Consider the following 21,568-nt stretch of genomic DNA (forward strand, 5'->3'; position numbering starts at 1 on the left):
GATTCCCCACAAGGGATAGGGTAGGGCAGGGGGATGCCGCGCCGCAACAGGGGATCACCCCCCACCGGATGGCAGGAAGATGAAGACGCAGGCCATCACCAGGCAGCCCATGGCGGCGAAGTAGGTCCAGCGCAGCGGCTCGCCCAGCAGGGTCACGCTGAACACGGCGAAGACGGACAGGGTGATGACCTCCTGCATCACCTTGAGCTGCTGGCCGGTGAAGGCGCCGTAGCCGATGCGGTTGGCCGGCACCGCCAGGCAGTACTCGAAGAAGGCGATCCCCCAGGAGACGAGGATGGCCACCCACATGGGCCAGGAGGGCGCCTTGAGGTGGCCGTACCAGGCCAGGGTCATGACGATGTTGGACAGCACGAGGAGGAAGGGCGTGAGGAGGAGCGGCGACATGGGCGGGGTCCTGTTCGATGCCCCCGCATGTCGCCACGCTGGACACGCCCTGTCATGTCCATTATTCTCGACATATGGACGAAAACTCGGCGATCCTGGCCCTGGACGCGCTGGCCCAGCCGACCCGGCTGGCGGCCTTCCGGCGCCTGGTCGCCGCCCCCGCGGAGGGGCTGCCCGCCGGCGAGCTCGCGCGGGTGCTCGCCGTGCCGCACAACACCCTTTCCACCCACCTGTCCGCCCTGGCCCGCGCCGGGCTGCTGCGCGCCAACCGCGAGGGGCGGGTGGTGCGCTACGCGGCCGACCCCGCGGGCATCCGCGCCCTGCTGGGCTTCCTGCTGCACGATTGCTGCGGCGGCCGGCCCGAGCTGTGCCGACCCTCCACGGAGTGCCCCCCATGAGCGTCACCATCTGGCACAACCCCGCCTGCGGCACCTCCCGCAACGTGCTGGCGATGATCCGCAACAGCGGGGAGGAGCCGGTGATCCGCGACTACCTCCGCCAGCCGCCCGATGCGGCGGCGCTGCGCGACGCGCTGGCGCGCACCGGCCTGCCCGCCCGGGCCCTGCTGCGCCGCAAGGGCGCCCCCTTCGCGGAGTTGGGGCTGGATGACCCCGCCCTGGACGAGGAGGCGCTGATCGCCGCCATGCTGGCGCATCCCATCCTGATCGAGCGCCCGCTGGTCTTCACGGCGCGGGGCGCGCGCCTCTGCCGGCCCTCGGAGGTGGTGCTGGAGATCCTGGAGCAGCCGCAGCGTGCGCCGTTCAGCAAGGAAGACGGCACGCCCGTCCATGGCTGACGCCGCCCGCCGCGCCGTCGCGGAGGGGCTGGCCACCGCCCTGCTGCTGGCCACGGTGGTGGGCAGCGGCATCATGGCGGAACGGCTGGCCGGCGGGAACGGCGCCCTGGCGCTGCTGGGCAACGCCCTGGCCACCGGCGCCATGCTGCCGGTGCTGATCTGGCTGTTCGGCCCGCTGTCCGGCGCGGCGATGAACCCCGCCGTGACGCTGGTGCAGTGGCGTGCCGGCGCCGTGGCGGGCGCCGAGGCGCTGCGCATGGCGGCCGCGCAGGCCGCGGGCGCGCTGGCCGGCGTGGCGCTGGCCCACGCGATGTTCGGCCTGCCCCTGGTCCAGGCGGGGGGCGCGGCGCGCGGCCTGCCCGGCCACTGGCTGGCCGAGGCGGTCGCCACCGCCGGGCTGGTCTGGGTGGTGCTGGGGGTGCCGGCCGGCCGGGTGGCGGTGGCGGTCGGGCTCTACATCACGGCGGCCTACTGGTTCACCGCCTCCACCAGCTTCGCCAACCCCGCGGTGACGCTCGCCCGCGGGTTCACCGCCAGCTTCAGCGGCATCGCCCTGGCCGACGTGCCCGGCTTCGTGGCGGCGCAACTGGCCGGCGCGCTGGGGGCGGCGGCGCTGTGGCGCTGGCTTTCGCCAGGCTTGCCCGGGCCGCGGCCCATGCGCCAGGATGCGCCATGCGCCGGCTCCTCCTCCCGCTGCTGCTGCTGACGGCCCCTGCCGCGGCCCAGGAACCCGGCCGCTTCGCCTGCCCGCCCGGCGGGGAATGCCACGTGGTCTGCGCCACCCCCGCCCAGCCGGACTACGAGGTGGGCGCGGTGGAGCGCGCCGAGTTCCTCACGCTCGAGCTGCCCGGCGGGGTGCGGGTGGCCGCGCTGCGGGTGACGCTGCGCGGCGGCAGCGCCATCACCTTCACGGGGCCGGAGCTGCGCTGCCGGCTGTCGGGCTTGACGCCCGCTCCCTAGGCGGCAGCCGCCACAGCAGGAACAGCATCACCAGCATGGCCGGGATGGCCGCCAGGGTGGTCAGGATGAAGAACTGGCTCCAGCCCAGGGATTGCGCCAGCGCCCCGGCGCTGGCCCCCAGCGTGCGCAGCGGCACCGCGGCCAGGGAGGAGAGCAGCGCGTACTGCGTCGCGCTGAAGGAGCGGTTCACCAGGCCGGAGAGGTAGGTGAGGAAGGCGGCGTCGGCCAGCCCGTCGGTGAAGTTCTCCACCCCCACCTGGGCGAACAGCATGGGCATGTCCCGTCCGCCGCCGACCAGCGCCAGGTACATCAGGTTGGACAGCATCTGCCCCAGCCCGGTGAGGATCAGCGCCCAGCGCACCCCGATGCGCCCCACCAGCCAGGACCCCGCCACCGCTCCCGCCAGGGTGCAGCCCAGGCCGAACGCCGTGCCCACCGCCGCCACGTCCTCCCGCGTGAAGCCCTCGCTGCGGTAGAAGGGCGTGACCATGACGCCGGCCAGCGCCTCGCCCAGCTTGAACAGCGCGACGAAGAGCAGGATGGCCAGCCAGTAGGGGCGGCGCAGGAAGTCCAGGAAGGGGTCGGCCACCGAATGGCGCAGCCGCGCGCCCCAGGTGGCGGGCAGGGCGGGCGCGGCCAGGCTGTCCTTCCCCGCCAGCGCCGCGGCCAGCCCCACCCCCATCAGCGCCGCGCCATAGGCATAGGCGCCGCCCCAGCCCAGCGGCCCCACCAGGAACAGCGTGCCGGCGCCCGCCGCCAGCAGCGCGGCGCGGTAGCCCCAGACATAGGCGGCCAGGCCCCAGGCCTGCCGCTCCTCGTCCTCGCCCAGCATCTCGATGCGCCAGGCATCCACCACGATGTCCTGCGAGGCCGACAGGAAGGCCACCAGCGCCGCCAGCGCCACCGTCCAGGTCGCGCCCTGGCGCGGGTCGGTCAGCGCGATGCCCAGCAGCGCGGCGACGAGGGCGAGCTGGATGGGCACCAGCCAGCCGCGCCGCCGGCCCAGCGGCAGGGGCGGGCGGAGGGCGTCCAGCGCGGGCGACCACAGGAACTTCCAGGCATAGGCCAGGCCGATCAGCGCCGTCAGGCCGATCTGCGTCAGCGACATGCCGCTTTCGGTGAACCATTGCCGCAGCACCTGCCCGGCCACCAGCGGCAGCGGCACCCCGGCCCCGAAGCCCAGGGCCAGCATCAGCAGGTATCGGCGGTCGCGCAGCATGGGGCATGGCTACCAGCGCACCCCGCGCGCCGCTACAGGGGGGCGCATGGACGTCACCCGCTTCTTCCTGGTCCGCCACGCCCTGGTGGAGCCCTCGGCCCGCGCCATCCTCTACGGCGCCATGGATGTCGCGCTGTGCGACCTGGCGCTGCGGGAGGAGGCGGCGCTGCACCGTTGGCTGGCCGCGCGCCTGCCCACCCCCGCCCGCTGGTTCGTCACCCCGCTGAGCCGCACCCGCGCCACGGCGGCCGCCATCTTCGCCGCCGGCCACCCCGCGCAGGAGCTGGCGGAGGAGCCCGACCTGGCCGAGCAGCACCTGGGCGAGTGGCAGGGCATCGCGCATGAGGCGCTGGTGGAGCGGCTGCGCGCCCCCGCCCACCCCTTCTGGCCGCATGGGGCGGAGGAGCGCCCGCCCGGCGGCGAATCCCTGGACGACGTGCGCGCGCGGGTCGGCCGGGTGATGGAGGCGCTGAGCCAGACCTGCCGCGGGCAGGACGTGGTCGTCATCGCCCATGGCGGCTCCATCCGCGGGGCGCTGGCGCATGCGCTGAGCCTGTCGGCGCAGCAGGCGCTCTCCTTCTCCATCCGCAACCTGGGCCTGACGCGGCTGGAACGCCACGGGCCGGACTGGCGGGTGGCCGCGGTGAACGAGGAGCCCTGGACCCCGCCCCCCGGTTGACGCGGCGCGGCGGCCTCCCTAGCTTCGGCGGGGCCGGCGCCCCGCGCGCCGGTCCCTCCCTCCAAGTCGCCGCCACGTCAGCACCCCGCGGGGCCTGCCGTGCGCGCCGCCCCCGCATCCCACGCTGGATCACCCGATGCACCTTTCCGAACTCAAGGCCAAGTCGCCGCCCGACCTCCTCGCCTTCGCGGAGGAGCTGGGCGTCGAGAACGCCTCCGTGCTGCGCAAGCAGGACATCATGTTCGCCGTCCTCAAGACGCTGGCCGACAACGACCAGGCCATCTACGGCGACGGCACGCTGGAAATCCTGTCCGACGGCTTCGGCTACCTCCGCTCGCCCCAGGCGAACTTCCTGCCGGGGCCGGACGACATCTACGTCTCCCCCGCCCAGGTGCGCCGCTTCGGCCTGCGCACCGGCGACACGGTGGAAGGCCAGATCCGCGCGCCCAAGGACGGCGAGCGCTACTTCGCCATGCTCAAGGTCACGGCGGTCAACTTCGACCAGCCCGAGGCGCTGCGCCACCGCATCAACTTCGACAACCTCACCCCGCTCTATCCCAACCGGCGGCTGGTGATGGAGGTGCCGGACGGCGACGCCCCGGTGCGCGCCGCCGGCGCCAAGGACAAGGGCCCGATGAAGGACATGACGCACCGCGTCATCGACCTCATCTCGCCCATCGGCATGGGGCAGCGCGCCCTGATCGTGGCGCCGCCGCGCACCGGCAAGACGGTGATGCTGCAATCCATCGCCAAGTCCATCACCGCCAACAACCCCGACGTCTTTCTAATGGTGCTGCTGATCGACGAGCGCCCGGAGGAGGTGACCGACATGGCCCGCACCGTGCGCGGCGAGGTGGTGGCCTCCACCTTCGACGAGCCGGCGACGCGCCACGTGCAGGTGACGGAGATGGTGCTGGAGAAGGCCAAGCGCCTGGTCGAGCACAAGCGCGACGTGGTGATCCTGCTGGATTCCATCACCCGCCTGGGCCGCGCCTACAACTCCGTCGTGCCGTCCTCCGGCAAGGTGCTGACGGGCGGCGTGGACGCCAACGCCCTGCAACGGCCCAAGCGCTTCTTCGGCGCGGCGCGCAACATCGAGGAGGGCGGCAGCCTCACCATCATCGCCACCGCGCTGATCGACACCGGCTCGCGCATGGACGAGGTGATCTTCGAGGAGTTCAAGGGCACCGGCAACTCGGAGATCGTGCTGGACCGCAAGCTGTCCGACAAGCGCACCTTCCCGGCCATCGACATCCTGAAGTCCGGCACCCGCAAGGAGGAGCTGCTGGTGGACCGCGGCACGCTGTCCAAGATGTGGGTGCTGCGGCGCATCCTGAACCCGATGGGCACGCAGGACGCCATGGAGTTCCTGCTGGACAAGCTGAAGTACTCCAAGACCAACCAGGATTTCTTCGACGCGATGAACACCTGACGGTGTTCGCCGCGTCGAAGAGGCTTCTTGGTGCCCTCACCGCCGCTGCCTAGGGCAGCGGCTACGCCGGGCGGCGGGCATCCGCCCGCCTTGGCTTCGGCCCCCTGAAGGGGGCCGGCGGCCGCGCTGCGGCCGCATCCTCCGTCGTCGGGCCGGACTTGGGGGGTGACGCTGGCCGGCCGGCCTTGCCTGCGGCGTCGGCCTCGCGCGGACGTTGCGCCGCTCCTTCCCATCCGAGTCAACCAAACCCGCCGGCGCGTGTTGTCCCCGCACGCCATCCAAGGTGCCGAAGGGGACAGCCATGAGCGACCGACCGGTGGGCGCGGACCAGCCGCGCGCCACGATCAACAACGTGATGGAAGACGCGCGCGACCTCGCCGGCCGCGCCAAGGCCGAAGGGGCCGCCAAGCTGGAGGAGGCCAAGGACAAGGCCCTCGCGCTGGCCGGCGAGGCGAAGGCCGAGGGCGAGGACCTGCTGGCCACCGCCCGCGCCCGCGCCGAGGACGTGGCCGAGCAGGGCAAGGAGAAGGGCGCGGCGACCGTGTCCGCCCTGGCCCGCGCCATCCACCACATCGGCGAGGACCTGGACCAGGGCGCGCCGGAGATCGGCCGCCACGTCCACCGCGCCGCCGAGGCCGCGGACGGCCTGGCGCACGCCCTGCGCGAGCGCCCGCTGGGCGAGCTGGTGGCCGACGTGGGCGACTTCGCCCGCCGCAACCCCACCGCCTTCTTCGCGGTCAGCGCCATCGCCGGCTTCGCCCTGGCGCGCTTCCTCAAGGCCGGCCCGGCGCCGCGCGCCATGCGCCACGTCCGCGCCGGCACCGGCAGCTACGCCGGCCCGGCGCCGCGCCAGCCGGCCACCATGGCCGCCGCCTCGCTGGGCGGGGCCGCGGCCTATGGCGGCCACCCGCCCGCCAACACCATGGCCCAGCCGGTGCAGCCGGCGGACATGAGCCATGGCGGCATGGGCACGCGCAGCGGCACGGTGCCCAACCAGCACACGGGCACGCCGCTGTGAGCCAGGGCGGCGAGCGCGGGGTCGCCGACCTGCTCGGCGACCTGGTGGACCAGACCACGACCCTGGTCCGCAAGGAGGTGCAGCTGGCGCGGGCCGAGCTGGGCGAGAAGGCCGGCCAGGTCAGCGGCGCCGTCATCTCCCTCGGCGCGGGGATGGTGCTGTTCATCGGCGCGCTGATCGCGCTGGTGCAGGCGGCCATCGCCGCGCTGGTCGAGTATGCGGGGCTGTCGGCCACCGTGTCGGCGCTGATCGTGGCGGTCGTCGTCGCCCTGGTCGGCTGGCTGGTGGCGCGCGGCGGCCTCGCCACCCTCAAGAGCTTTTCCATCACCCCCGACCGCACGGCCGCGCAGCTCTCGCGCGATGCCGAGGTCGTCAAGGAGCAGGTCCGATGAGCGGCATCACCGACCCCGGCGACAAGTCCCCCGCGGAGATCGAGCGCGAGGTGGAGCAGACCCGCAGCAACGTCTCCTCCACGCTCGATGAGCTGCGCGCCAAGCTGAAGCCCTCCCAGATGGTGGACGAGGTGGTCGGCGAGGCGGTGGAGTGGGTGAAGGGCTCGGGCGGCACCGAGTTCGCCCGCAACCTGGGCGTCGCCATCCGCGACAACCCGCTGCCGGTGGCGCTGATCGGTGCCGGGCTGGCCTGGCTGCTGTTCTCCGGCGGCCGCTCCGACGCCGCCCCGCCGCGGCGCGAGCAGCGCTGGCGCGAGGTGCGCTACCCCGACGGCTCCTACTCGCGCACGCGGGTCGAGGCGCCGGCGCAGCCCGCCTCCTCCGCCGGCTTCGCCTCGCGCACGCTGCACGACGCGCGCGACGCGGTGACGGGCGCGGCCTCCTCCGTCGCCTCCACCGCCTCCGACCTCGCTTCCCGCGCGGGCGAGGCGGCGCAGGGGGTGCTGGAGGGCGGCAAGGCCCAGGTGGCGGCGCTGGCCGACCAGGCCGGCATCGCCGCCGGCCGCGCCGGCGACCAGTTCCGCGCCGCCGAGCCCTTCCTGTACGGCGCGCTGGGCCTGGCCATCGGCGCGGGCATCGGCGCCCTGCTGCCGCGCACGGAGGTGGAGGACCGCCTGCTGGGCGAGCAGCGCGAGGCCGCCTTCGCCGCCGCCCGCGAGTCCATGGACACGGTGCGCGCCGTGGCCGAGGACAAGCTGGCCGAGGCCCGCGACACCATCGTGGAGACCTACGAGGGCACGATGGAGCGCCTGGACCGCGAGGGGCTGGCCGAGGCGCCGCGCATCCTGTCCGACGCCGCCTCCCAGGTGGGCGGGGCGGTGCAGGACACGGTGCGCTCCGCCGCCGAGGAGGCGAAGCGCGGCCTGCAGGGCTGAACCCGCCCCGGCGGCGCCCGGCCCGCCGGTCACCACACCCCCGGGGCGCCCCGCCGCGCCCCGGGAACCGCCCCCGGCGTGACGCCCGCAGGCGGCGAATCCCTCCCTGCTGCGAGGCGCGAAGGCACCTGCCGCCCGCTGAAGGGCAGCAGGCTTCTCGCGCCTGGACCACGAAGACATGCCTGGCTTCGCAAGTGGCAGTCCCGATATCGCGCAAAGGCCACGCCCGCACGCGGCCGCCAGTTGCCCGGGTCGTGGGCACCGGGCTGACCTGGCGCGGGCCTTCGGCTTCGGGCTGTCATCCGTTGGGGGGAGGTGGCCCTCTCCGACTTGACAGGGGCAACCTTGCCTTGTCTTGCAACGTAGGGTTTAGACTCCGCGGGCGCGACGCCGCGCCGAGGAAAGTGCCATGACCCGCCGTCTCCTGCTTGCCCTGCCCCTGCTGGCCATCGCCGGTGCCGCCCAGGCCCAGTGCGACACCCGGTTCGACTTCCTGAACCGCACCAGCCGCACGGTGAACGAAATCTACTTCGACAGCTCCTCCAACCCCAACTGGACGCGCGACGAGCTGGGGCGCGACGTGCTGCCCTCCGGTCAGGCGCGTCGCTTCCGGGCCGCCTACACCGGCAACTACGACTTCCGCGTGGTGCTGGACAACGGCCGCGCCATGGAGCTTCGGCAGATCAACATCTGCACCACCTCGCGCATCATCGCCACCGACAACGGGCTGCGCGCCGAGTAGGCGCGCGGCGGCTACAGCGCCGCCCAGCCCTCCAGCACCGGCACGCAGCCGCCGCCCACGCTGGCGCGCACCCCGTCCGCGGCGTCCCAGGCGCGGGCGTGCAGCAGGGAGGGGCGGCGCATCTCCACCCCCTGGGTGATGGCGAAGGCGCTGCCCTCGCCGCGCGCGTGCAGCAGCGCGGCCAGCGGCGTGGCGGCGCTGCCGGTCGCCGCGTCCTCCAGCGTGCCCGAGAGCGGGGAGAACATGCGCGCGCGGATGGCGGCCGCGCCGCTGCGCGCCCACAGGTGGACCGGCAGCCGCGGCGCCGCCCCGCCCTGGGCCGCGTGCGGCCAGGCCGCGGCGGCGGCGCGGAAGGCGGCCAGGTCGGGCGCGGCGCGCGGCAGGTCCTCCGCCGCCACCTCCGCCAGCACGAAGGAATTGCCGCAGGAGGCGAGCACCGGCTTGCCCAGCGGCGCTACGCCCAGGCAAGGCGCCAGCAGTTCGGCGGGCATCTCCGGCCCCAGGGCCAGCGGCTGCGGCGCCTCCACCGTCGCCGCCGCGTCCTCCAGCCGCACCGTCACCAGCCCGGCCAGCTCCTCGAAGCGCAGCACGCCGCCGCGGGCGCGGTGGCGCAGCGCCCAGGCGGTGCCGACATTCGGGTGGCCGGCGAAGGGCATCTCCGCCGTGCGGTTGAAGATGCGCACGCGCGCGTCGTTGGCCGGGTCGGCCGGCGGCAGCACGAAGGTGGTCTCGCTGAGGTTCAGCTCGGCGGCCAGGGCCTGCATCTCGGCGTCGGCGAGGCCCTCCGCCTCGGGGAAGACGGCCAGCGGGTTGCCGCCGAAGCGCTGGCCGGTGAACACGTCCAGCGTCAGGAAGCGGAAGCGCCTCACGCGTCCAGCTCCACCAGCACGGGCACGTGGTCGCTGGCCTGGGTCCAGCCGCGCGCCTCCTTCAGCGTGTGCTGGCGCCGCAGCGCGCCGCGCAGGTCCGGGCTGACCCAGACGTGGTCCAGGCGGCGGCCGCGGTCGGCGGCGGCCCAGTCCTTCGCGCGGTAGCTCCACCAGGAGTACAGCTTCTGCTCCTCCGGCACGAAGTGGCGCACCGCGTCCACCCAGGCGCCCTGCGCCATCCAGCCCGCCATCGCCGCCACCTCCCCCGGGGTGTGGCTCACCACGTCCAGCAGCTGGCGGTGGCTCCAGACGTCGTGCTCGCCCGGGGCGATGTTCAGGTCGCCCACCAGCACGCGCCGCGGGGCGCCGGCGCGGCTGGCGCCCCATGCCGTCACCTCGCGCAGGAAGCGCAGCTTGTGGGCGAATTTCGGGTTGGCCGCGGGGTCGGGCACGTCGCCGCCGGCGGGCACGTAGAAGTCGTGCAGCTCCAGCGGGCCGCCCGGCGCGTCGAGCGTCACGCCCAGGTGGCGGCAATCGCCCTTCTCGCACCAGTCGGGGTCCTGGTCGCGCACCGCGAAGGGGACGCGCGAAAGGATGGCCACGCCGTTGTAGCCCTTCATCCCGCGCACCGCGACGTGGCCCCAGCCCAGTTCCCGCAGGCCGTCATGGGGAATCAGCTCGTCCGGGCACTTGGTTTCCTGCAGGCACAGCACGTCGGGGCGCAGCGCCTCGTCCAGCGCGCGCAGCAGCGGCAGGCGCAGGCGGATGCTGTTGATGTTCCAGGTGACGATGCGCATGGCGTCAGCGTCCCGCTGCCGGAGTGGCGCACGGGCGGGCGGCGCCACGGCTTTGCCGCGGCAACGCGGCGCACGCCTGGGAAACCAGGCGCCATGACGGGGCCCCCGCGGAACTGCGGAGCGGTTCCGTGGGGATGCTCAAAACAGCAGGCCCTTGCGCAGCATCCCGTGCACGCCCTTCTCGCCGTTCACCGTCTGCGTCACGTGGAAGTCCACCGCCAGCGAGCAGAGCTGGTAGGCATCGGCCGGCGAGAGGTTGCTGCGCGACGCGATGAAGGAGATCATCTCCCGCAGGGCCTTCCTCATCGCCTCGTCCAGGTCCTCGTGCATGCCCATGGAGATGAAGTGGGTCGGCGTCTCGGCGCGCGGATAGGCGAGCGGCGCGCCCTTCTCGACGCTCAGGCGGAAATGGCCGGTCAGGCACATCTCCAGCGCGTTGATGCACACCTCGCCGTCGCCCTGCACGCCGTGGCCGTCGCCGGCGCTGAACAGGGCGCCGGGCCGGTGCACCGGCAGGAACAGGGTCGCGCCCTCGCCGATCTCCTTGTTGTCCAGGTTGCCGCCATGCGCGCGCGGCTCCTTGGTGGAGATGGTGCCCCATTCCGCCGGCGGCGCCACGCCCATGACGCCGAAGAAGGGCGAGAGCGGCAGGGTGACGCCGCCGCCCACCGGCACGGTGCAGCTGCGCGCCGCGCGGTCCACCGGGATGTGCAGCATGCGGCGGAAGGGGAAGTCCTCCGGCAGGGTGCCGGCCAGCGGGCGGAAGCCGCAGAAGCCCCAGTCGGCGCCCAGCTCGATGCGCTCGATGTCCACCCGCAGCACGTCGCCCGGCTCGGCGCCCTTCACCGCCACCGGGCCGGTGAGGATGTGCGGGCCCAGGCGGGGCGGCTGCGCGGCGTGGATGGCGGCCAGCGCCGGCGGCACCGCCAGCGGCGAGCCGGCGGGCGGCATGGCCTCCGGCCCGCCGGAGACGCATTGCATCACCACCAGGTCGCCGCTCTCCACCTCCAGCAGCGGGGCGTAGGCGGCGTCGAAGGTGCCGAAGCGGATGGTCTCGGGCGTGGCGTCCAGGCGGTGGGTGCGGGGCATCGCGTCTTTCTCCGGTGCGCCCGCCAGGAAGGGCAGGGCGGGCGCGGCGTCAAGACGGCGCTTGACCGGCGGCCCGCCGGGCGTGCCTCATCGCGCCGCAGCAACTGGGATGCCGATGATGATGAAGAAGCTCCTGCTGGCCGCCGCCATGGCCGCCGGCCTCAGCTCCGCGCCCCTGGGCGGCGCCCAGGCGCAGGCGACGCTGGACGCGGTGCGCGCGCGCGGGCAGCTGGCCTGCGGCGTCAACGCCTCGGCGCCGGGCTTCACCGTGCTGGACGCCCAGGGCCGCTACCAGGGCATGGTGGCCGACCTGTGCCGCGGCCTGGCCGCCGCCATCTTCGGCAGCCCAGACCGCGTGCGCTTCGTGCCGCTGACCTTCGCCACCCGCTTCACCGCGCTGGGGGCGGGCGAGGTGGACGTGCTGATGCTCACCTCCACCCACACCGTGCTGCGCGACACCACGCTGGGGCTGCGCTTCACCGCCTACTACTTCTACGACGGGCACGGCTTCATGGCGCGGCGCTCGGCCAACGCCACCCGCGTGCGCGACCTGGCCGGCGCCACCATCTGCCTGCAGCAGGGCACCACCAACGAGCAGATCACCGCCGAGTACTTCCGCTCCCAGGCCTGACCTTCCGCCCGGTGCTGTTCGCCGAGCAGGAGCAGGTGGTGCAGGGCCTCGCCTCGGGCCGCTGCGACGCCACGGGCTTCGACGCCTCCGGCCTCGCCTCCACCCGCTCCGCCCTGCCCAACCCCAATGACTGGGTGATCCTGGAGGAGCGCTTCTCCAAGGAGCCCTACACCCCGGTGATCCGCCGCGGCGACGAGAACTGGCACGACATCGTGCGTTGGTACATCCACGCCCTGGTGCAGGCCGAGGAGAGCGGCATCACCATGGCCAATGCCGAGGAGCAGCGCCGCACCCGCCAGGACGCCAACACCCGCCGCCTGCTAGGCGCGGTGCCCGAGGTCGGGCAGGCGCTGCGCCTGGACCCCGCCTGGGCGCTGAACGCCGTGCGGGCCATCGGCAACTACGGCGAGCTGTACGACCGCCATTTCGGGCCGAACACGCCCATCGCCATGCCGCGGGCGCAGAACAACCTCTGGACCAACGGGGGCCTGCTCTACGCGCCGCCCTTCCGGTGAATGGCGGTTGACGCGCCCCCGGCGGGCGCGACAGCATCGCTGCCCAGAAGCAAGGCTGAGGCAGTCAAAGCGATGTTCCACACGTTGAAGCGCGCCGCGCTGGCCATGGCCTGCGCGGCCGGCCTGGTTTCCGCAGCCCAGGCGGGCCCCATCCTGGATGGCATCCGCGCGCGCGGGCAGCTCGTCTGCGGCATCCATGTCGGCACCGCCGGCTTCGCGCTGCCGGACAGCCGCGGCACCTGGCAGGGCATGGACGTGGACCTGTGCCGCGGCCTGGCGGTGGCCATCTTCAACGATGCCTCCAAGCTGCGGCTGGTGCCGCTCTCGGCCTCGCAGCGCTTCACCGCGCTGGGCTCGGGCGAGATCGACGTGCTGTTCCGCACCTCCACCCAGACCATGCTGCGCGACACCACGCTGGGGGTGCGCCACGCCGTCACCTATTTCTACGACGGCCACGGCTTCATGGTGCGGCGCGACGCCGGCATCACGCGGGCGCGCGACATGGCCGGCGCCTCCATCTGCCTGCTGCAGGGCACCACCAACGAGCAGGTGACCGCGGACTACTTCCGCTCGGTCAACGTGCGCTTCCAGCCGGTGGTGTTCGAGCGCAACGAGCAGATCGCCGCCGCCCTGCAATCCGGCCGCTGCGACGCCTTCGGCAGCGACGTCTCGCTGGTGGCGGGCATGCGCGCCGCCCTGCCCAACCCGCGCGACTGGGTCATCCTGGACGAGACCTTCAGCAAGGAGCCCTACGGCGCCTATGTCCGCCGCGGCGACGAGGACTGGTACGAGCTGGTGCGCTGGTACACCTACGCCATCATCGAGGCGGAGGAGCAGGGCATCACGGCGGCCAACGTGGACGAGCAGCGCCGCACCACCACCACGCCCAACACCCGCCGCCTGCTGGGCGTGACGCCCGAGCTGGGCCAGGCCATCAAGCTGGACCCGCTGTGGCTGGTGAACGTGGTCAAGGCCATCGGCAACTACGGCGAGCTGTACAACCGCCACTTCGGCCCCGAGAGCCCGGTCGCGGTGCCCCGCGGCCGCAACCGCCTGTGGACCGATGGCGGCCTGATGTACGCCTTGCCGCTGCGCTGAGGCCCCGGAGGGGCCTCAGCGCAGCGGCAAGGCTGGTGTTGCTGGGGCCCTCACCGCCGCCCGGCCCTGCGGGCCGGACGGCTACGCCGGGCGCCGCCCTCCGGGCGGCTTGGCTTCGGCCCCCTGAAGGGGGCCGGCGCGCGCTGTGCGCGCGCATCCTTCGTGCGCGGCGCTGGTCTTGGGTGGGTGGCGCTGGCTGGCCGGCGCTCGCCTGCGGCTTTGCGCCTCTGGCGTCGGGGGCAGCGCTGGTCTTGGGCGTGCGGTGCTGGCTGGCCGGCGCTCGCCTGCGGCTTTGCGCCTCGGGCGTCGGGGGCAGCGCTGGTCCTGTGCGGGTGGCGCTGGCTGGCCGGCGCTCGCCTGCGGCTTTGCGCCTCGGGCGTCGGGGGCAGCGCTGGTCTTGGGCGTGCGGTGCTGGCTGGCCGGCGCTCGCCTGCGGCGTCGCGTCTCTGCCGCTCGCATGCGCCATCTTTTCTCGCCCTGCCTGTCCGCTGGGCAACGCGCGGCCGGGCGCCGCGCCGGCGCGCCGTTTCCGCGTTGACCGCCCGGTCCGCCGCGCGCCAGCCTCCCTGCCAACACAGGGAAGGCACCACCACCGATGAACCTCCGACGCACGCTGCTCGGCGCCGCCATGGCGCTGCTGGGCTGGGCCGGCGCCGCCCAGGCGGGGCCGACGCTGGACGCCATCCGCGCCCGCGGCCAACTGGCCTGCGGCATCCACACCGGCATCGCCGGCTTCGCGCTGCCGGACAGCCGCGGCACCTGGCAGGGCATGGACGTGGACCTGTGCCGCGGCCTCGCGGCGGCCATCTTCAACGACCCCGCGCGGGTGCGCTTCGTGCCGCTGTCCAGCAGCACGCGCTTCACCGCCCTGGGCTCGGGCGAGGTGGACGTGCTGTTCCGCACCTCCACCCAGACCATGCTGCGCGACACCACGCTGGGCATCCGCCACGCCGTCACCTACTTCTACGACGGCCACGGCTTTCTGGTGCGGCGCGACGCCAACCTCCAGCGCGTGCGCGACATGGGCGGCGCCACCATCTGCCTGCTGCAAGGCACCACCAACGAGCAGGTGACCGCCGAGTACTTCCGCTCGATCAACGTGCAGTTCCGCCCCGTGGTGTTCGAGCGCGCCGACCAGGTGCTGGCCGCCCTGCAGGCCGGGCGCTGCGACGCCTGGGGCTCCGACGCCTCGCAGCTCGCCGGGCTGCGCTCCCAGTTGCCCAACCCGCGCGACTGGATGGTGCTGCCCGAGCGGCTGAGCAAGGAGCCCTACGGCGCCTATGTCCGCCGCGGCGACGAGGACTGGTTCGAACTGGTGCGGTGGTACACCTACGCGCTGATCGAGGCCGAGGAGCAGGGCATCACCCGCGCCAACGTGGAGGAGCAGCGCCGCACCGCCACCAACCCCAACACCCGCCGCCTGCTGGGCGCGACGCCGGAACTGGGCCAGGCGCTGAAGCTCGACCCGGCCTGGGTGGTCAACGCCCTGCGCGCCATCGGCAACTACGGGGAGCTTTACGAGCGGACCATGGGGGAGCAAACTCCGGTCGGCCTGCCGCGCGGTCCGAACAACCTCTGGACCCAGGGGGGCCTGATGTACGCCCTCCCCATGCGCTAGCCTCCCGCTTGCCTGAACCGGCGCTGAACGGTTCAGGGCATTTCCGGACTATCGCAATTTTCAGGATTCGTGCAGCTTCCCGGCAACAAGGCCGAGAATAGGCTCCGGGGGCTGGGTCGAGACGGCCGCCCTCCGGGCCATTCGTCGAACGGCGAACCTTGTCCAAGGACTGCTCGAACGGCGATGAACGTGATCCACCCAGACGCGCCCAAGGCGGACCCCCGCCCGGGTTTCAGCGAGCCCCCCGCCGCGCCGTCCGTGGCGGAGGCGCCGGCGCGCCCGCGCCCGCTGTGGCCCTGGCTGCTGGGCCTGGCCATCCTCGGCGGCGCCGGCTGGTACGTGCTGGAGGGGCGCGAGCCCGCCCAGGCCCCCACCACGGCCGCCGCCCCCGCCCTGCCGCCCGGCGAGTTCCGCCTGAACGAGGCGGAGATGCGCGCCTTGCGCATCGAGCCGGTCGTCCTCCGCGCCTTCCGGCCGGAGCGCGTGGCCGAGGGCCGCATCGCCGTCAACGACGACCGCTCGACCCCCATGCTCCCGCCCTACACCGGCCGGGTGACGCGCGCCTTCGCCCGCGTGGGCGAGGACGTGGCCCAGGGCGCGCCGCTCTACGAGATCGAGACGCCCGACGTGACGGGCGCCGCCAACGACCTGCTCTCCGCCCTGGACAACGTGCAGAAGATGCGCGTGGCGCTGGACCAGGCGCGGCGCGAGCAGGCGCGCCAGCAATCCCTGCTGGCCGCCCGCGCCGCCTCCCAGCGCGACCTGGAGCAGGCGACCGCCGCCCTGCTGGCCGCCCAGGCCGACCGCTCCTCCGCCGAGGCGCAGCTGGAATCCGCGCGCGACAAGCTGCGCGTGCTGGGCCGCAGCCCGGCGCAGGTGGCGGAGATCGAGCGCACCCGGCAGGTTTCGGGCGTCATCACCGTCACCGCGCCGCTGGCCGGCACCATCACCCAGCGCCGCGTCGGGCCCGGCCAGTGGCTGACCGCCGGCCAGGGCGACCCGGTCTTCACCATCGCCGACCTCTCGACCGCCTGGATGGTCGCCGCGGTGCGCGAGCTCGACGCGCCGGTGATCCGCCCCGGCCTGCGGGTGGAGGTGACGGTGGGCGCGCTGCCGGGCCGCGTGTTTGAGGCGCGCATCGTGCGCGTGAACGCCGGGCTGGACCCCGCGACCCGCCGCCTGACCGCCATCGCCGAGATCCCCGACCCCGACCGCGCGCTGCGGCCGGAGATGTTCGCCACCTTCCGCATCGCGGTGGGCGAGGCGCAGCAGCGCCCGGCGGTGCCGGCCGGCGCCGTCATCTTCCGCGGCGCCGACGCCTTCGCCTGGGTCGCCACCGGCGAGGGGCGCTTCGCCCAGCGCCAGCTGAGGCTGGGCATGCGCGACGGCGATCAGCTGGAGGTGCTGGACGGGCTGGCGCCCGGCGACCGCGTGGTGACCGGCGGCGCCCTGTTCATCGACCGCGCCGCGCGCATCGACTGAGCATTCCATGCGCCAGGTCGTCGCCTTCTCGCTCCAGCAGCGGGCGCTGGTCATCCTGTTGTTCGTCGTGTTCGTGGCGGCCGGCGCCTTCGGCTTCGCGAAGCTGAACATCGAGGCCTACCCGGACCCCGTGCCGCCGCAGGTGGTCATCATCACCCAGAACCCGGGGCAGAGCGCGGAGGAGATCGAGCGCTACGTCACCATCCCGGTCGAACTCGCCATGGCTGGGCTGCCCAACCTCAACTCGGTGCGCTCCACCTCGCTCTTCGGCCTGTCCGACGTGCGGGTGCAATTCACCTTCGCCTACACCTACGAGCAGGCGCTGCAGCAGGTGCTCAACCGCCTCGCCGTGCTGCGCGACCTGCCGGAAGGGGCCAACCCCACCATCTCGCCGCTCAGCCCGATCGGCGAGATCATGCGCTACCGCATCGTCGGCCCGCCGGGCTTCTCGGTGGACGACCTCAAGACCCTGCAGGAATGGGTGCTGGAGCGCCGCTTCAAGCGCGTGCCCGGCGTGGTGGACGTCACCTCCTTCGGCGGCCGCTCCAAGTCCTACAACGTCGTCATCGACCTCGCGCGGATGAACGCGCACGGGCTCTCCCTGCCCGAGGTGATCGGCGCGGTGCGCGCGGGCAATGTCACCGTCGGCGCGGGCACCATCCGCATCGGGCCGCAGGCGGCGGTGGTGCAGGGTGTGGGCCTGATCCGCTCCATGGAGGATTTGCGCGGCGTGGTGCTGGGCAGCCAGGGCGGCGCCCCCGTGCTGCTGGGCGACATCGCCGCCGTGGAGGTCGGCGCCCTGCCGCGCCTGGGCATCGCCGGGCACGAGGGCGACGAGGACGTGCTGCTGGCCACCGTGCTGATGCGCCGCGGCGAGCAGACCCTGCCCACCATCCACGGCGTGCAGGCCGAGGTGGCGCGCATCAACGCCGGCGGCGTGCTGCCGCCAGGCGTGCGGCTGGTGCCCATCTACGACCGCGAGGACCTGGTGAAGGTCACCACCAAGATGGTGGTGCACAACATCATCGTCGGCGTCGCGCTCATCCTGGTCATCCAGTGGCTGTTCCTGGGCGACCTGCGCGGCGCCATCGTGGTGGCGGCCACCATCCCCTTCGCCTTCTTCTTCGCCGTGCTGATGATGCTGGCGCGCGGCGAGAGCGCGAACCTGCTCTCGCTCGGCTCGCTCGACTTCGGGCTGCTGGTGGACGCCACCATCATCATGGTGGAGAACATCTACCGCCACCTGGCGCTGGCCCGCCGCCACCCGGCGCTGCACAGCGTCGGCGCGCACGCGCCCGGCCTGTCGGGGCTGTCGCTCACCATCCTCCGCGCGGGGGGCGAGGTGGGCAAGCCCATCGCCTTCGCGCTGGCCATCGTCATCGTCGCCTTCATCCCGCTGTTCACCATGGGCGGCATCGAGGGGCGCATCTTCGGCCCGATGGCCAAGACCTACGCCTACGCCATCGGCGGCAGCCTCGTCGCCGCCTTCACCATCGTGCCCGCCCTGTCCTCCGTGCTGCTGCGCGAGGACAGCGAGGAGCGCGACACGCTGCTGGTGCGCGTGCTGCGCCGCGCCCACGCGCTGCTCTACGCCGCGGCGATGCGCGCGCGGGAGCTGGCGCTGGTGGTGGCCATCGTGCTCACCGGCGGCTCGGTCTACCTGCTCTCGCACATGGGGGCGGAGTTCCTGCCGACGCTGGAGGAAGGCAACCTCTACGTCCGCGCCACCATGCCCGGCACCATCAGCCTGGAGGAGGGGCATGCCACCGTGCAGGCCATCCGCGCCACGCTGATGGAGTTCCCCGAGGCGCTGACCGTGACCAGCCAGCAGGGCCGCCCCGACGACGGCACCGACCCCGCCGGCTTCTTCAACGCCGAGTTCTTCATCCCCCTCAAGCCGCCCGAGCAATGGACCACCGCGCGCAACCGCGACGGGCTGGTGGCCGCCATCAACCGCCGCCTGGACGAGCGCTTCCTGGGCGTGCAGTTCTCCTACGCGCAGATGATCTCGGACAACGTGCAGGAGGCGGCGTCGGGCGTGAAGGGCGCCAACGCCATCAAGGTGTTCGGCAGCGAGCTGGACGTGCTGACCGACAAGGCCGAGCAGGTGCGCCGCATCCTGGGCCGGGTGCGGGGGCTGGAGGACGTGGCGGTGTTCCCCACGCTGGGCCAGCCCACCGTCTCCGTCACCATCGACCGCGCGCGGGCGGCGCGCTTCGGCCTGCCGGTGGCCGACATCAACGACGTGGTGCAGGCCGCCATCGGCGGGCGCGAGGCCGGGCGCCTGTACGAGCGCGGCGGCGACCGCAACTTCCCCATCACCGTCCGCCTGGCCGAGCCCTTCCGCAACGACCTGGACGCCATCGGCCGCATCCCCGTGGGCGGCCCGCGCGGCGCCGTGCTGGCCGACGTGGCGGAGATCCGCCTGGTGTCCGGCACCGCCTACGTGTACCGCGAGGACGGCACGCGCTACGTGCCCATCCGCTTCTCCGTGCGCGGCCGCGACCCGGCCAGCGCGGTGCGCGAGGCGCAGGCCATCGTGGAGCGCGAGCTGGAGCTGCTGCCCGGCTACCGCCTCGACTGGGTGGGCGAGTTCCGCAACCTGCAGGAGGCAGTGGGCCGGCTGCTGGTGGTGGTGCCCATCGCGCTCGCGATCATCATGATCCTGCTCTACGTGCAGTTCGGCAACGTGCGCGAGATGCTGCTGGTGATGGCGATGATCCCGCTCTCGCTGGTGGGCGGCATCCTGGCGCTGGCGGTGGCGGGGCTGAACTTCTCCGTGCCCGCGGCCATCGGCTTCCTGGCCCTGTTCGGCATCACCGTGATGGAGGGCATCATCCTGCTGGCCCACTTCAACCACCTGCGCCACGAGGGGATGCCCTGGCGACAGGCGCTGGACCAGTCGGGCCAGGACCGGCTGCGGCCGGTGTTCATGACCTGCTTCGCCTCCTTCTTCGGGCTGCTGCCGATGGCGCTGGCCACCGGCATCGGCGCCGACGTCACCAAGCCGCTGGCGCTGGTGGTGGTGGGCGGCATCGGGTTGGTGCCGGTGTTCATCCTCGTCATCTTCCCGGCGCTGATCGACCGGCTGGGCCGCCCGCGCGACCTGCTGCGGCAGGAGCAGGCGCTGGCGGCGCGGCGCGAGCGCGCGGGGCTGCCGGCATGATGAGATCCCCACGCCACTTCTCCTTCGGCGCTTCGCCTGAAGGAAAAGCGCCGCGGGGGCCCCAGGATGGGGTCCCGTCCTCCAGGGGCGCAATGCGTTGCCCTGGCGGAGCCGCGGCGCCGCCGTGGCGGGTCGCGCTGCTGGGGGTGATGCTTGCTTCACCGGCATTCGCGCAGCCGGTGGCCGTTCCCGTGCCGGGGCAGGCGGCGCCGGTCTTCGTGCCGCGGCCGCAGGCGCCGGCCGCCGTGGTCGCGCCGGTTGCGCCCGTGGCACCGCTCGCCGTGCCGGCGCCGCGCGCGGAGCAGCCCGCGCCGCGCCCGCGCACGCGCGCGCCGCAGCCACCGGCCCCCGCCAACGGCCTGACGCTGGCCGAGGCCGAGGCGCGGCTGGTGGAGCGCAACCTCGCCGTCATCGCCGCGCAGCGCGGGGTGGATGCGGCGCGCGCGCAGCGCCTCGTCGCCTCCTCCTTGCCGCCACCCTCCGTCAGCGTCGGCAACACCTTCGGGCAATACAACGAGGGCCCGAACACCGGCACGCGCGACATCCGCGGCCTGTCGCCGTCCAACAACATCAATGCCGGGCTGACGGTGCTGGTGGAACTCGGCGGCAAGCGCACGCTGCGCACCCGCCTCGCTGAAGGCAACATCGGCGTGGCCGAGGCGCAGGTGCTGGACACGCTGCGGCAGCAGATCTTCGCGCTGCGCCAGGCCTTCATCGCCGCCCTGGCCGCCCGCGCCAACTACGAGGTCGCCGCCAGCAACCGCCAGAGCCTGGACCGCACGGAGGCGCTGCTGCGCCGCCAGCTGCAGGACGGCGCCCTGCCGGAAGGCGACCTGCTGCGCTTCCAGGCCGCCCGCCTGCCCTTCGAGGCCGAGGTCACCACCGCGGCGCAGAACTACGCCGCCGCCGCCGCGCAGCTGGCCGTGGCGCTTGCCGCCGACGCCGCCGCCCTCCCGGCCCCACGCCCCGGCCTGCCCGCCGTGGCCCTCGAGCCGCGCGGCACGCTGCCCCAGCGCGCCGACCCCGGCGTGAGCCGGGGCGAGCTGCTGGACGCGGTGCGGAACCGCCCCGACGTGGTCGCCGCCCAGCGCCAGGCCGCCGCGGCAACCACCAACACCGAGCTGGCCCAGGCCTCGCAATGGCGCGACGTGACGGCCAATGCCGGCTGGGGCCGCACCCGCCTGTCGCAGAACCTGCCCTCCGGCGCGCGGGAGCTGGACGCCAACAACCAGTTCACCTTCAACCTGTCGGTGCCGATCTTCACCAACCGGATCGTGCAGGGGAACATCGGCGTGGCGCAGGGCCAGCAGGCCCAGGCCGAGGCACTGGCCCGCGCCGCGCTGCTGCAGGCCCGCGCCGACTTCGCCACCGCCTGGAGCGCGCTGGAACAGGCCCGCGCCCTGTCGCGCCTGTTCAGCGAAGGCGGCGCGCTGAACCGCGCCGAGCTGGCCTATCGCTCGACGGAGCAGGCCTACCTGGCCGGCGGGCGCTCCTTGCTGGAGGTGCTGGACGCGCTGCGCACGCTGAACGCCACCCGCGTGGCGGCGAACAACGCCCGCGCCGGCGTGCTGCTGGCATTGGCGCAGCTGGAAGCGGCCACCGGCGTCGGCGGCCTCATGCCGCGCTGAAGGGGGATGCGGGCGGCGCCCGCATCCCCCTTCAGCGCGGCGGCTTTGTCGTGCCCTCACCGCCGCCGCCCGGGGCGGCGGCTACGCCGGGCGGCGG

At 73.7% G+C, this 21,568-nt stretch carries 22 protein-coding genes; 17 read left to right on the forward strand and 5 right to left on the reverse strand.

Features of this window, described 5'->3' with window-relative positions; translation table 11 throughout:
* Window positions 1-54: 54 nt before the first annotated feature.
* Window positions 55-405 carry a DMT family protein gene (locus ACI6QG_RS05670; RefSeq protein ID WP_407023599.1) on the reverse strand — a complete coding sequence of 117 codons (351 nt, stop codon included), beginning with the start codon at window positions 403-405 and terminating at the stop codon, window positions 55-57.
* A 74-nt stretch (window positions 406-479) separates the two neighbouring features.
* Here ACI6QG_RS05670 and ACI6QG_RS05675 point away from each other — a divergent pair, with 74 nt between their 5' ends.
* Genes ACI6QG_RS05675 through ACI6QG_RS05690 form a run of 4 tightly spaced genes read left to right on the forward strand, consistent with a single transcriptional unit; the run spans window position 480 to window position 2,161 of the window.
* Entirely contained in the window at window positions 480-803 is a 324-nt protein-coding gene (locus ACI6QG_RS05675) for an ArsR/SmtB family transcription factor (RefSeq protein WP_407023600.1), read from the forward strand.
* Window positions 800-1,201, forward strand: a complete 402-nt coding sequence (arsC, locus tag ACI6QG_RS05680) for an arsenate reductase (glutaredoxin) (RefSeq protein ID WP_407023601.1) — start codon at window positions 800-802, stop codon at window positions 1,199-1,201. The genes ACI6QG_RS05675 and arsC overlap by 4 nt, the downstream gene beginning before the upstream one ends.
* Window positions 1,194-1,907: an aquaporin gene (locus tag ACI6QG_RS05685; RefSeq protein ID WP_407023602.1), complete on the forward strand. Its 714-nt coding sequence runs from the start codon at window positions 1,194-1,196 to the stop codon at window positions 1,905-1,907. Before arsC ends, ACI6QG_RS05685 begins: the two co-directional genes overlap by 8 nt.
* Window positions 1,874-2,161, forward strand: a complete 288-nt coding sequence (locus ACI6QG_RS05690; protein WP_407023603.1) for a hypothetical protein — start codon at window positions 1,874-1,876, stop codon at window positions 2,159-2,161. Before ACI6QG_RS05685 ends, ACI6QG_RS05690 begins: the two co-directional genes overlap by 34 nt.
* Here the strand turns inward: ACI6QG_RS05690 and ACI6QG_RS05695 are convergent.
* Window positions 2,109-3,380, reverse strand: coding sequence for an AmpG family muropeptide MFS transporter (locus ACI6QG_RS05695; RefSeq protein ID WP_407023604.1), 1,272 nt, complete (start codon window positions 3,378-3,380; stop codon window positions 2,109-2,111). The genes ACI6QG_RS05690 and ACI6QG_RS05695 overlap by 53 nt on opposite strands.
* 46 nt (window positions 3,381-3,426) lie before the next feature.
* Between ACI6QG_RS05695 and ACI6QG_RS05700 the strand changes: the two genes are divergently transcribed.
* The 6 genes from ACI6QG_RS05700 to ACI6QG_RS05725 all read left to right on the forward strand — a co-directional run bounded on the left by ACI6QG_RS05700 (window position 3,427) and on the right by ACI6QG_RS05725 (window position 8,578).
* Window positions 3,427-4,059, forward strand: a complete 633-nt coding sequence (locus ACI6QG_RS05700; RefSeq protein ID WP_407023605.1) for a histidine phosphatase family protein — start codon at window positions 3,427-3,429, stop codon at window positions 4,057-4,059.
* A gap of 136 nt (window positions 4,060-4,195) precedes the next feature.
* Entirely contained in the window at window positions 4,196-5,491 is a 1,296-nt protein-coding gene (rho, locus tag ACI6QG_RS05705) for a transcription termination factor Rho (protein WP_407023606.1), read from the forward strand.
* Between the two features lie 301 nt (window positions 5,492-5,792).
* Entirely contained in the window at window positions 5,793-6,509 is a 717-nt protein-coding gene (locus ACI6QG_RS05710) for an ATP synthase subunit B family protein (RefSeq protein ID WP_407023607.1), read from the forward strand.
* On the forward strand, window positions 6,506-6,901 hold the full coding sequence (locus ACI6QG_RS05715) for a phage holin family protein (protein WP_407023608.1): 396 nt from the start codon (window positions 6,506-6,508) through the stop codon (window positions 6,899-6,901). The genes ACI6QG_RS05710 and ACI6QG_RS05715 overlap by 4 nt, the downstream gene beginning before the upstream one ends.
* Entirely contained in the window at window positions 6,898-7,836 is a 939-nt protein-coding gene (locus tag ACI6QG_RS05720; RefSeq protein WP_407023609.1) for a DUF3618 domain-containing protein, read from the forward strand. The genes ACI6QG_RS05715 and ACI6QG_RS05720 overlap by 4 nt, the downstream gene beginning before the upstream one ends.
* Before the next feature lie 409 nt (window positions 7,837-8,245).
* On the forward strand, window positions 8,246-8,578 hold the full coding sequence (locus ACI6QG_RS05725; RefSeq protein ID WP_407023610.1) for a hypothetical protein: 333 nt from the start codon (window positions 8,246-8,248) through the stop codon (window positions 8,576-8,578).
* An 11-nt stretch (window positions 8,579-8,589) separates the two neighbouring features.
* Here the strand turns inward: ACI6QG_RS05725 and ACI6QG_RS05730 are convergent, their stop codons facing one another.
* The 3 genes from ACI6QG_RS05730 to ACI6QG_RS05740 all read right to left on the reverse strand — a co-directional run bounded on the left by ACI6QG_RS05730 (window position 8,590) and on the right by ACI6QG_RS05740 (window position 11,333).
* Window positions 8,590-9,447, reverse strand: a complete 858-nt coding sequence (locus ACI6QG_RS05730) for a PhzF family phenazine biosynthesis protein (protein WP_407023611.1) — start codon at window positions 9,445-9,447, stop codon at window positions 8,590-8,592.
* Complete coding sequence (locus tag ACI6QG_RS05735; protein WP_407023612.1) at window positions 9,444-10,244, reverse strand: exodeoxyribonuclease III; 801 nt, start codon at window positions 10,242-10,244, stop codon at window positions 9,444-9,446. The genes ACI6QG_RS05730 and ACI6QG_RS05735 overlap by 4 nt, the downstream gene beginning before the upstream one ends.
* A 138-nt stretch (window positions 10,245-10,382) precedes the next feature.
* Window positions 10,383-11,333 (reverse strand): acetamidase/formamidase family protein, encoded by a 951-nt coding sequence (locus ACI6QG_RS05740; RefSeq protein WP_407023613.1) that lies wholly within the window; start codon window positions 11,331-11,333, stop codon window positions 10,383-10,385.
* A gap of 118 nt (window positions 11,334-11,451) precedes the next feature.
* On the opposite strand from ACI6QG_RS05740, the gene ACI6QG_RS05745 reads away from it, so the two are divergent.
* From ACI6QG_RS05745 to ACI6QG_RS05775, 7 genes are all read left to right on the forward strand, one after another.
* Window positions 11,452-11,964 carry a transporter substrate-binding domain-containing protein gene (locus tag ACI6QG_RS05745; protein ID WP_407023614.1) on the forward strand — a complete coding sequence of 171 codons (513 nt, stop codon included), beginning with the start codon at window positions 11,452-11,454 and terminating at the stop codon, window positions 11,962-11,964.
* A gap of 11 nt (window positions 11,965-11,975) precedes the next feature.
* Window positions 11,976-12,479 carry a type 2 periplasmic-binding domain-containing protein gene (locus ACI6QG_RS05750; protein WP_407023615.1) on the forward strand — a complete coding sequence of 168 codons (504 nt, stop codon included), beginning with the start codon at window positions 11,976-11,978 and terminating at the stop codon, window positions 12,477-12,479.
* Between the two features lie 72 nt (window positions 12,480-12,551).
* Window positions 12,552-13,577 (forward strand): amino acid ABC transporter substrate-binding protein, encoded by a 1,026-nt coding sequence (locus tag ACI6QG_RS05755; RefSeq protein WP_407023616.1) that lies wholly within the window; start codon window positions 12,552-12,554, stop codon window positions 13,575-13,577.
* Window positions 13,578-14,172: 595 nt separating this feature from the next.
* Window positions 14,173-15,195 carry an amino acid ABC transporter substrate-binding protein gene (locus ACI6QG_RS05760; RefSeq protein WP_407023617.1) on the forward strand — a complete coding sequence of 341 codons (1,023 nt, stop codon included), beginning with the start codon at window positions 14,173-14,175 and terminating at the stop codon, window positions 15,193-15,195.
* Window positions 15,196-15,378: 183 nt separating this feature from the next.
* Window positions 15,379-16,677: an efflux RND transporter periplasmic adaptor subunit gene (locus ACI6QG_RS05765; protein WP_407023618.1), complete on the forward strand. Its 1,299-nt coding sequence runs from the start codon at window positions 15,379-15,381 to the stop codon at window positions 16,675-16,677.
* A 7-nt stretch (window positions 16,678-16,684) separates the two neighbouring features.
* Window positions 16,685-19,843: an efflux RND transporter permease subunit gene (locus tag ACI6QG_RS05770; protein WP_407023619.1), complete on the forward strand. Its 3,159-nt coding sequence runs from the start codon at window positions 16,685-16,687 to the stop codon at window positions 19,841-19,843.
* A 266-nt stretch (window positions 19,844-20,109) separates the two neighbouring features.
* Window positions 20,110-21,471: a TolC family protein gene (locus ACI6QG_RS05775; protein ID WP_407023620.1), complete on the forward strand. Its 1,362-nt coding sequence runs from the start codon at window positions 20,110-20,112 to the stop codon at window positions 21,469-21,471.
* Window positions 21,472-21,568: the final 97 nt, after the last annotated feature.

This window comes from Sabulicella flocculans (genome assembly GCF_045449635.1).
Lineage (GTDB): Bacteria > Pseudomonadota > Alphaproteobacteria > Acetobacterales > Acetobacteraceae > Roseococcus.

What these genes read in the sequence shown, in the direction of transcription:
- ACI6QG_RS05745 (WP_407023614.1), top strand. Translation starts at nt 11,452, where the DNA reads ATGATGAAGAAGCTCCTGCTGGCCGCCGCCATGGCCGCCGGCCTCAGC.
- ACI6QG_RS05740 (WP_407023613.1), bottom strand. Translation starts at nt 11,333, where the DNA reads ATGCCCCGCACCCACCGCCTGGACGCCACGCCCGAGACCATCCGCTTC.
- ACI6QG_RS05685 (WP_407023602.1), top strand. Translation starts at nt 1,194, where the DNA reads ATGGCTGACGCCGCCCGCCGCGCCGTCGCGGAGGGGCTGGCCACCGCC.
- ACI6QG_RS05770 (WP_407023619.1), top strand. Translation starts at nt 16,685, where the DNA reads ATGCGCCAGGTCGTCGCCTTCTCGCTCCAGCAGCGGGCGCTGGTCATC.
- ACI6QG_RS05765 (WP_407023618.1), top strand. Translation starts at nt 15,379, where the DNA reads ATGAACGTGATCCACCCAGACGCGCCCAAGGCGGACCCCCGCCCGGGT.
- ACI6QG_RS05670 (WP_407023599.1), bottom strand. Translation starts at nt 405, where the DNA reads ATGTCGCCGCTCCTCCTCACGCCCTTCCTCCTCGTGCTGTCCAACATC.
- ACI6QG_RS05690 (WP_407023603.1), top strand. Translation starts at nt 1,874, where the DNA reads ATGCGCCGGCTCCTCCTCCCGCTGCTGCTGCTGACGGCCCCTGCCGCG.
- ACI6QG_RS05725 (WP_407023610.1), top strand. Translation starts at nt 8,246, where the DNA reads ATGACCCGCCGTCTCCTGCTTGCCCTGCCCCTGCTGGCCATCGCCGGT.
- ACI6QG_RS05700 (WP_407023605.1), top strand. Translation starts at nt 3,427, where the DNA reads ATGGACGTCACCCGCTTCTTCCTGGTCCGCCACGCCCTGGTGGAGCCC.
- ACI6QG_RS05675 (WP_407023600.1), top strand. Translation starts at nt 480, where the DNA reads ATGGACGAAAACTCGGCGATCCTGGCCCTGGACGCGCTGGCCCAGCCG.
- ACI6QG_RS05760 (WP_407023617.1), top strand. Translation starts at nt 14,173, where the DNA reads ATGAACCTCCGACGCACGCTGCTCGGCGCCGCCATGGCGCTGCTGGGC.
- ACI6QG_RS05755 (WP_407023616.1), top strand. Translation starts at nt 12,552, where the DNA reads ATGTTCCACACGTTGAAGCGCGCCGCGCTGGCCATGGCCTGCGCGGCC.
- ACI6QG_RS05735 (WP_407023612.1), bottom strand. Translation starts at nt 10,244, where the DNA reads ATGCGCATCGTCACCTGGAACATCAACAGCATCCGCCTGCGCCTGCCG.
- rho (WP_407023606.1), top strand. Translation starts at nt 4,196, where the DNA reads ATGCACCTTTCCGAACTCAAGGCCAAGTCGCCGCCCGACCTCCTCGCC.
- ACI6QG_RS05695 (WP_407023604.1), bottom strand. Translation starts at nt 3,380, where the DNA reads ATGCTGCGCGACCGCCGATACCTGCTGATGCTGGCCCTGGGCTTCGGG.
- ACI6QG_RS05720 (WP_407023609.1), top strand. Translation starts at nt 6,898, where the DNA reads ATGAGCGGCATCACCGACCCCGGCGACAAGTCCCCCGCGGAGATCGAG.
- arsC (WP_407023601.1), top strand. Translation starts at nt 800, where the DNA reads ATGAGCGTCACCATCTGGCACAACCCCGCCTGCGGCACCTCCCGCAAC.
- ACI6QG_RS05710 (WP_407023607.1), top strand. Translation starts at nt 5,793, where the DNA reads ATGAGCGACCGACCGGTGGGCGCGGACCAGCCGCGCGCCACGATCAAC.